Genomic DNA, 7,762 nt, shown 5'->3' on the forward strand with positions numbered 1-7,762 from the left:
TGTCACTAAAAATAGAATTCGCGGATAAATACACACTTGTTGATTGATGCGCAGGTGGCGACTTCTGCGGGAAAAGTATGAGCTGAAGGCCCCGCAGAAACGCAGTGACGAGGAGACTGAAGCCATGCCCGCGAAAAGCGTCCACCGTAGCGGAAATAAACGGGTTTCTATGGTTACCCTTCTTAAAAGGATCGGGCGTACTTTGCCCGATTTTTAGTATTTAGGAGTAGAAAAAAAGAACGTTTTATGTTATAAATAATACTGTTACCTATAACAAAGTAAACAGGTTGGAATAGTATATCATTAAAAGGAGAGTTTACTATGGGACGTGAATTTGTAGAAATTTTTGATGAGTGGGTAGATTCTTATGATGCATCGGTTTCTGGACAAGATCCTGAGTATCGTGATGTATTTGATAAATATGAAGACATTTTATTAGCCGTGACTAAAAAGTCTTTTGGTACTGTTGTTGAGTTCGGCACAGGAACAGGAAACTTAACTTTAAAGTTAATTCAAGCAGGATATAATGTTATTGGGATAGAGCCTAATGACGCAATGCGTAAAGTTACATCTGAGAGGTTCCCACAAATTTCAATAGTTGATGGTGATTTATTAGATTTTGATATTGAAGGTAAACTAGATACATTTGTAAGTACTTATGTTTTTCACCATCTTACAGACGTTGAAAAAGGAAAAGCGTTAGATAAGTATGCTAGTCTATTATCAAAGGGTGGAAAAGTTGTATTTGCCGATACCGTCTTTTTGACAGAAACAGCAAAACAAGAACAAATTCATAAAGAGCGTGCACGTGGATTCAACAACGTGGCAGACGACTTGGAACGCGAATACTATACAACCATCCCTGTCTTAGAAAAACTGTTTGTAGAAGCTGGATTTACCGTTCAATTTGAACGTATGAATGATTATGTTTGGTTAATAGATGCAACTAAAAACTAAGGAATAGGAGTGTTTTAAATGAAACAACAAATGAATGTAGAAAGTTTTAACTTGGACCATACGAAAGTTATCGCACCTTATGTACGTTTAGCTGGTAGAAAGTCAGGATCAAATGGCGACGAAATTTTGAAATATGATATTCGTTTTACTCAACCAAATAAAGCACATATGGAGATGGCAGGTCTTCATTCAATAGAGCATTTAATGGCAGAAAATATCCGTAATCATACAGATAAGGTCGTAGATATGAGTCCAATGGGTTGCCAAACTGGATTCTATTTAGCCGTTATTAACCACGACAACTATGAAGAAATTCTTACTATTTTGGAAAAAACGTTAAACGATGTTTTGCAAGCAACTGAAGTTCCAGCTTGTAATGTGATTCAGTGTGGATGGGCAGCAAACCACAGTTTAGAAGGTGCAAAAGATATCGCCCGTGAAATGTTAGCGAAGAAGGATGAGTGGCGCACGGTGTTTGCCGAAGAAGCATAATGAATATTTACGGAAGCGTTCATGAATTGATTGGGAATACACCAGTTCTAGAAATCAAAAATATTGAAATTCCCAATAACTGTCGTATTTTTGCTAAGCTTGAGTTTATGAACCCAGGTGGTAGTGTAAAGGATCGTTTAGGGTTATCTCTGTTGAAAGATGCTGAAGAATCAGGGAAACTTCAACCAGGTGGAACTATTATTGAACCAACAGCAGGCAACACGGGTATTGGTGTTGCTTTAGCTGCAATTGGTAAAGGGTACACGGTGAAATTTGTCGTGCCACAAAAATTCAGTATGGAAAAACAAACATTGATGCGTGCACTAGGTGCTGAGATTGTAAACACACCAACTGAACTTGGTATGAAAGGCGCGATTAAAAGAGCTGAAGAATTAGTAAAAGAGATTCCAGGAGCTTTTTCTCCATCACAATTTTCGAACCCGGCGAATCCTGAAACCTATGTTAAAACATTGGGACCTGAACTATGGCGTGATTTAGATGGTCAAATCGATGTCTTTGTTGCTGGAGCGGGTTCTGGTGGAACATTTATGGGGACTGCTACGTATTTAATAAGTCAGAATGCAGACATTAAAACAGTCATTGTTGAACCAGAGGGATCCATTATTAATGGTGGAGATCCAGGTTCACATTATACAGAAGGTATTGGTATGGAATTCTTGCCAACCTATATGGACAAAGCATATTTTAACGCTATCCATACCGTCACGGATAAAAATGCATTTACAAAAATGCGTATGCTGGCTAAAGAAGAAGGCCTTCTTGTTGGTAGTTCATCAGGGGCTGCGTTTTATGCTGCACTCGAAGAAGCGAAAATCGCAAAGCCTGGAAGCCATATTGTAACCATTTTTGCTGACTCAAGTGAACGCTATTTGAGTCAAAATGTCTATGATTTACTGAAGGAGGAAGAATAAAATGAGACCTAAAACTAAATTGATTCACGCAGGAATTGTTGGGGATGAAACCACTGGTGCCGTTTCTACTCCAATTTACCAAGTAAGCACGTATAAGCAAGATGCAGTAGGAGATTTTCGTGGATACGAATATTCACGTACAGGAAATCCAACTCGTCATGCACTTGAAGTCTTAATTAGTGATTTAGAAGGTGGCCATGCAGGCTTTGCTTTTGGATCTGGAATGGCAGCAATCAGTTCTGTAATGATGTTGTTTAATTCTGGTGATCACGTCGTTATGACAGACGACGTATACGGTGGTACATACCGTGTGATGACAAAAGTGTTAAACCGTTTTGGCATTGAGTCCACGTTTGTTGACTCTTCAAATATTGCTGAGTTCGAAGCGGCAATTCAAGAAAATACAAAAGCAGTATTTTTAGAGACACCTACTAATCCTTTATTGAAAGTAACGGACATCGCTAAAATTGCGAAACTTGCGAAATCAAAAGGTTTATTAACAATTGTCGATAGCACATTCATGACACCTTACTTACAACAACCTATCTCTCTAGGTGCAGATATTGTTTTGCATAGTGCAACGAAGTATATCGGTGGACACAGTGATGTTGTAGCTGGGTTAGTTGTTGTTGCGACAGAAGAGTTAGCTAAAGACTTGCATACCGTTCAGAACTCAGTTGGTGCGATTTTAGGACCGCAAGATTCATGGTTATTAATTCGTGGGTTGAAAACGCTCGGTATTCGCATGGAAGAAACGAATTCGAGTGCGATGCGCATTGCTGAATTCTTAGCTGCTCACAAGGCGGTAGGTAAAGTCTATTATCCAGGTCTAGAATCACATGTAGGCCATGACACTATGAAAAAACAAACTAGTGGTTTTGGTGGGATGATTTCGTTTGACGTGGGAAGCACTGAAAAGGCAGCACAGTTACTGAAGAAATTACGATATTTTACATTAGCTGAAAGTTTAGGGGCAGTTGAAAGTTTAATCTCTGTGCCAGCTCAAATGACTCACGCATCGATCCCAGCAAATCGCCGTCAAGAATTAGGAATTGTTGATGGATTAGTACGTATTTCAGTTGGTATTGAAGATGTTGAAGACTTACTTGAAGATTTAGAGCAAGCTTTAGCTTAATAGAAATGCTGGATGAAGTGAATTTTTTTACTTGACCCACACATATATAACGAAATTAGGCTACTGCAATACCAAATCATTTTGGTGTTTGGTAGCCTAATTTTCTTTGTTTTCGTTTTTCATTATTATGTATGATTTAATCTTCACTATCTCCCCTTGTATTCTAGAAAAAGGATATTATACTTGAATTATTGGAAGTGAATAGGAAAATTACAGGTTCTCCATAAACATTTGATCCACGATCTTCAGGGGTAGAAAATCCGTTGAAAATTAAAGTTATTCAGAAATAGTTGGAAAGTAAAAAGGGAATATACACTTCTTCTCCATTCATACGAATAGTATAAGTAATTCTTAGAACTAGGAGAAATAACTCGAAAATGGGGAAGGAGTTCGTAATGAAAAAAATTGGTTTCCTCCTTTTAATGTTATTTATAATTTCTTTTATATTTTTGGGTTTTCGTTATGGACATATATTAATGCAAGAAGAGGGGACAATTCGCCTGGTTCTAGCCGTTTCCATCCTTGACTTTACTTCACAAGACTATGTGGAATTTGATGAAACGGAATATGTGACTCGCTACGTTTCTAGGAATGATACGAAACCGGACACTATCAAAAAGGTATTAAGTGATTTAGGATGGTCGTACCAAACGAAAGAAGGAGCGGCTCTTTATTTTAAAAGGGATAAAGAAACAGTTGTCGTAGAAACTAAGTTATTTACTGACAACTATTTTTTTTGGGATTTACCAATGGAATCTTTTGAATGATTAGTGAAAATTCTTATACGGAATCTATTAACGACGGATGCAGACTAACTGCAAGATCCTCTAAGCGAAAGACAGACGATTGAAGTGACAAAGGTCACTTCAATCGTCTGTCTTTATTTTGAGGTTATGGTGCAGTAAATTTTAGTAATTGAAAATCCTTTTTTCCAAGGATACTGAAATCACTTATACTTCCTTTATTTTTATTTCCCTTTAAATACTGGTTTACGTTTTTCACCAAAAGCAATTAATGCTTCAACGCGGTCTTCTGTTGGAATGGTGATTTCATAAGCTTTACGTTCAATGTTTAGGCCTGTATGCAAGTCAGCATTCATACCTTGCTTAACGGCAAATTTTGCTTGCTGTAAAGCAATCGGTCCATTTGCAAGCATTAAATTGGCAAATTTCTCAGTCGATTCTAGTAATCTGTCTCGAGAAACTACTTGTGTCAAAACGCCGTAAGCTAATGCTTCATCTGCTTTTAAACGTCGAGCGGTTAGGATTAATTCTAATGCTTTTGCTTCCCCAATTAAGCGAGGTAAACGCTGTGTTCCGCCTGCCCCTGGAATGATTCCTAAGCTTGTTTCCGTTAATCCGAGTATTACGTCATCAGCTGCGATACGGAAATCACACGCAAGGGCAAGTTCCATTCCCCCACCGAATGCATAACCATTCATCATGGCTATGGTAGGCTGTGGAAGGTTTTCAATTGTTGAAAATACTTCACCGATTTTATAAATATTACGTTTTACTTGTTGTTCCGTTAATGTTTTTCGTTCTTTTAAATCAGCGCCTACGCTGAATGCTTTTTCCCCAGAGCCTGTGAAAATAACGACACGAATATCTGGATTAATGCGAATGGACTCTGCAATATGACTAAGTTCACTCAACATTTCATAATTAAAAGCGTTCATAGAGATGGGACGGTTTAATGTGACGATGGCTAAATTCCCTTTTTGTTCGTAATGAATGGCTTCCATAATAATTCCTCCTTATGTTGTTCACAATATAGAAATTTTTTCTCTTACAAAACATATCACTATTTGGACGTTGTTACCATCTCTCTCTATAATGAATTCAAGGGAGGCTCTCGAAATGAATCGGTTAGCAATCTATCGAATTTATCGCATTGTCTGGATGTCCGTAAAATTTTTCACACAAGTATCGCTTTTTCAGCGTCGATATAAAGGACGTTTTACACCTGTAGTAAACGAAAAATGGGAACGTCTTGTGACGAAACAAGCGAAAGAATACAAACGTACTGCGCTTAAACTAGGCGGGTTAATGATTAAAATGGGGCAGTTTTTATCCACACGCGCTGACATTATGCCTCCTTCATTTATAGAAGAACTAGAAGGATTAACAGATCGTGTGCCTGCTGTTCCTAGAATGAAAGTCATTGCTCTTCTAGAAGAAGAGTGGAATACGTCACATATCGATTATGTCACAAATTTATCTGATAAACCGGTCGCATCTGCATCTATTGGAGAAGTCTATAAAGGTATGTTAAAAGATGGAACACCTGTAGCGGTTAAAATTCAACGCCCAGATATTGATCGTATTTTACGCTCTGATTTCCGTGCAATGAAAATTGTCATTTGGTTAGCCAAACGCTTTACGGCATTTGGTAAACAAATTGATTTTAACTTATTATATAACGAAATGGTTGATACGATTGGTGCAGAGCTTAATTTTTTGCAAGAATTACGTAATGGTCGTAGTTTTTCGGAACGTTTTGAAGCAATGTCTGGTGTTCGTTTTCCTGTGTATTATGATGAATTTTCTACACGTCGTGTCCTTGTAATGGAATGGATTGAAGGAGCACGTATCACAGATCTTGCGTTTATTGACGCGAATGGAATAGATCGTCGCGATTTAACGGAGCGATTGTTCCAGCTGTTTTTAGAACAAGTATTAAACGGCGGCCAATTTCATGCTGATCCTCACAGCGGAAATATACTAATTAAGCCAGATGGTACGATTGTATTGATTGATTTTGGGATGGTTGGATCCATTACTACAGTTGAAGCACGTTCTGTATTGAAAGTCGTCGAAGGGATTATTTTTAAACAATATGAACAAGTATTAGATGGTTTAGAAGAATTACGATTCTTGTTGCCACAAGTGGATCGTCGAATACTCGCTGACGCAATTTCACGAGTAGTTGCAGCTTATGAATCAAAAGAATTAACACAAATGGATAGCTTTGTTGTCGATCGATTACTAGTTGATATAAAAGGAATTGTTCGTACACAGCCTGTGCAACTTCCTGCAGAATTCGCCTTTTTTGGACGAGCTATTTCAACGCTTATTGGTGTTCTCCACGTTCTTGATCCAAAGGTTGATCTACTGGCTATTGCCCGACCACGCGTTTTGGAGTGGGCAACGACACAAAAAGGAGGAGAAAAATCGTTTTCGAAAGAAGAGGTGCTGCGTCTTGCTATAAATGCGGTTGGTCCATTACGTTCACTCCCACAAAAGGTGCTCACGTTTTTAGAAGAACCGACACGAATGCGCGAATATATGCAAGTACGAGATACACGTGAGCAAGTAGAGCGCTTACGACTACAAACCCGTATGTTTGCAGGAACCGTTGTAGTGTTATCGCTAGCCTCAACATTGTTTGGAGTTTGGAATGAACACATTCCGCTAATCGCCACATCTGGATTCTTCTTTTTGATAGCAGTCTTTGTTTTTAAAGAGAAATCACTTAAATAATTTAAAGCCATCTCCTTGTGGGGTGGTTTTTTTGCAAGAAAGAATATAAATTTAGTAAGCCATGGACCCAGTATTCCCGGTATTTTCAGGAGTAGGTTCTAGTATCATACTGCTAATTTGCGCTCCAGGCGGACGCTTTCCACGGGGCGGGCGGCGAGCCTCCTCGGTCGCTAGCGGGGTCTCACCTAACCCGCTAATCCCGTAGGAAAGAACAGGACCAAAGGGAATTTGGACCTGTTCTTTGCGACGAAGCTAGCGCAGCGATGCAGGAGCAGATGTTTTTCGCCCCCTTCCGCTCCAATCAAAATAAATGTTTTCGAATTGATCATACAAGAAAATACAACTTAAAGAAGGAATGCAGAAAGTCACTGGTACTTTAAATAATAGAAAAATTGAGTGGTTTGCATCATGAACACATGCTGATTAGTATCGCTCACGATTCAAATGATTGTTACTAAAAATAGAGTTTGTTGCAATGTTGGATAAATTCACACTAGTTGATTGAAGCCCAGGTGGCGATTTCTGCGGGAAAAGCATGAGCTGAAGGCCCCCAGGAAAGATGCTGGCCAAAAGCCAGTATCTTTGCGACGAGTAACCGCAGGAGCACAATGGAACGAAGGCTAAGAACGCCACTACGCGAGTTAACGTCTTCGTGACCAACATCCTGTTGGCTCGAGGAGACTGAAGCCATACCCGCGAAAAGCGTCCACCGGAGCGGAAATAAACGGATTTCTATGGTTCCCCTTCACGAGGAGGCTCACGGA

The 7,762-nt window shown here is 39.1% G+C and carries 7 protein-coding genes; 6 read left to right on the top strand and 1 reads right to left on the bottom strand.

Annotation, left to right across the window (positions count from 1 at the left end):
* The first annotated feature begins 321 nt into the window (after nucleotides 1-321).
* From B371_RS0102860 to B371_RS0102880, 5 genes are all read left to right on the top strand, one after another.
* A complete protein-coding gene (locus B371_RS0102860; protein ID WP_019412809.1) occupies nucleotides 322-957 on the top strand; it encodes a trans-aconitate 2-methyltransferase in 636 nt (211 codons plus the stop codon).
* Nucleotides 958-975: 18 nt separating this feature from the next.
* Nucleotides 976-1,449 (top strand): S-ribosylhomocysteine lyase, encoded by a 474-nt coding sequence (locus B371_RS0102865; protein ID WP_019412810.1) that lies wholly within the window; start codon nucleotides 976-978, stop codon nucleotides 1,447-1,449.
* Nucleotides 1,449-2,381, top strand: coding sequence for a PLP-dependent cysteine synthase family protein (locus tag B371_RS0102870; protein ID WP_019412811.1), 933 nt, complete (start codon nucleotides 1,449-1,451; stop codon nucleotides 2,379-2,381). Before B371_RS0102865 ends, B371_RS0102870 begins: the two co-directional genes overlap by 1 nt.
* A 1-nt stretch (nucleotide 2,382) precedes the next feature.
* Nucleotides 2,383-3,516, top strand: a complete 1,134-nt coding sequence (locus tag B371_RS0102875) for a bifunctional cystathionine gamma-lyase/homocysteine desulfhydrase (protein WP_019412812.1) — start codon at nucleotides 2,383-2,385, stop codon at nucleotides 3,514-3,516.
* A gap of 395 nt (nucleotides 3,517-3,911) precedes the next feature.
* Nucleotides 3,912-4,283, top strand: a complete 372-nt coding sequence (locus B371_RS0102880; RefSeq protein ID WP_157185135.1) for a hypothetical protein — start codon at nucleotides 3,912-3,914, stop codon at nucleotides 4,281-4,283.
* 200 nt (nucleotides 4,284-4,483) lie between these two features.
* Here the strand turns inward: B371_RS0102880 and B371_RS0102885 are convergent, their stop codons facing one another.
* A complete protein-coding gene (locus tag B371_RS0102885; protein ID WP_019412814.1) occupies nucleotides 4,484-5,260 on the bottom strand; it encodes an enoyl-CoA hydratase-related protein in 777 nt (258 codons plus the stop codon).
* A 115-nt stretch (nucleotides 5,261-5,375) separates the two neighbouring features.
* Here B371_RS0102885 and B371_RS0102890 point away from each other — a divergent pair, with 115 nt between their 5' ends.
* Nucleotides 5,376-6,998: an AarF/ABC1/UbiB kinase family protein gene (locus B371_RS0102890; RefSeq protein WP_019412815.1), complete on the top strand. Its 1,623-nt coding sequence runs from the start codon at nucleotides 5,376-5,378 to the stop codon at nucleotides 6,996-6,998.
* The last annotated feature ends 764 nt before the right edge of the window (nucleotides 6,999-7,762 follow it).

This window comes from Paenisporosarcina sp. TG20 (assembly GCF_000286315.1).
In the GTDB taxonomy this organism is placed as follows: Bacteria; Bacillota; Bacilli; order Bacillales_A; family Planococcaceae; genus Paenisporosarcina.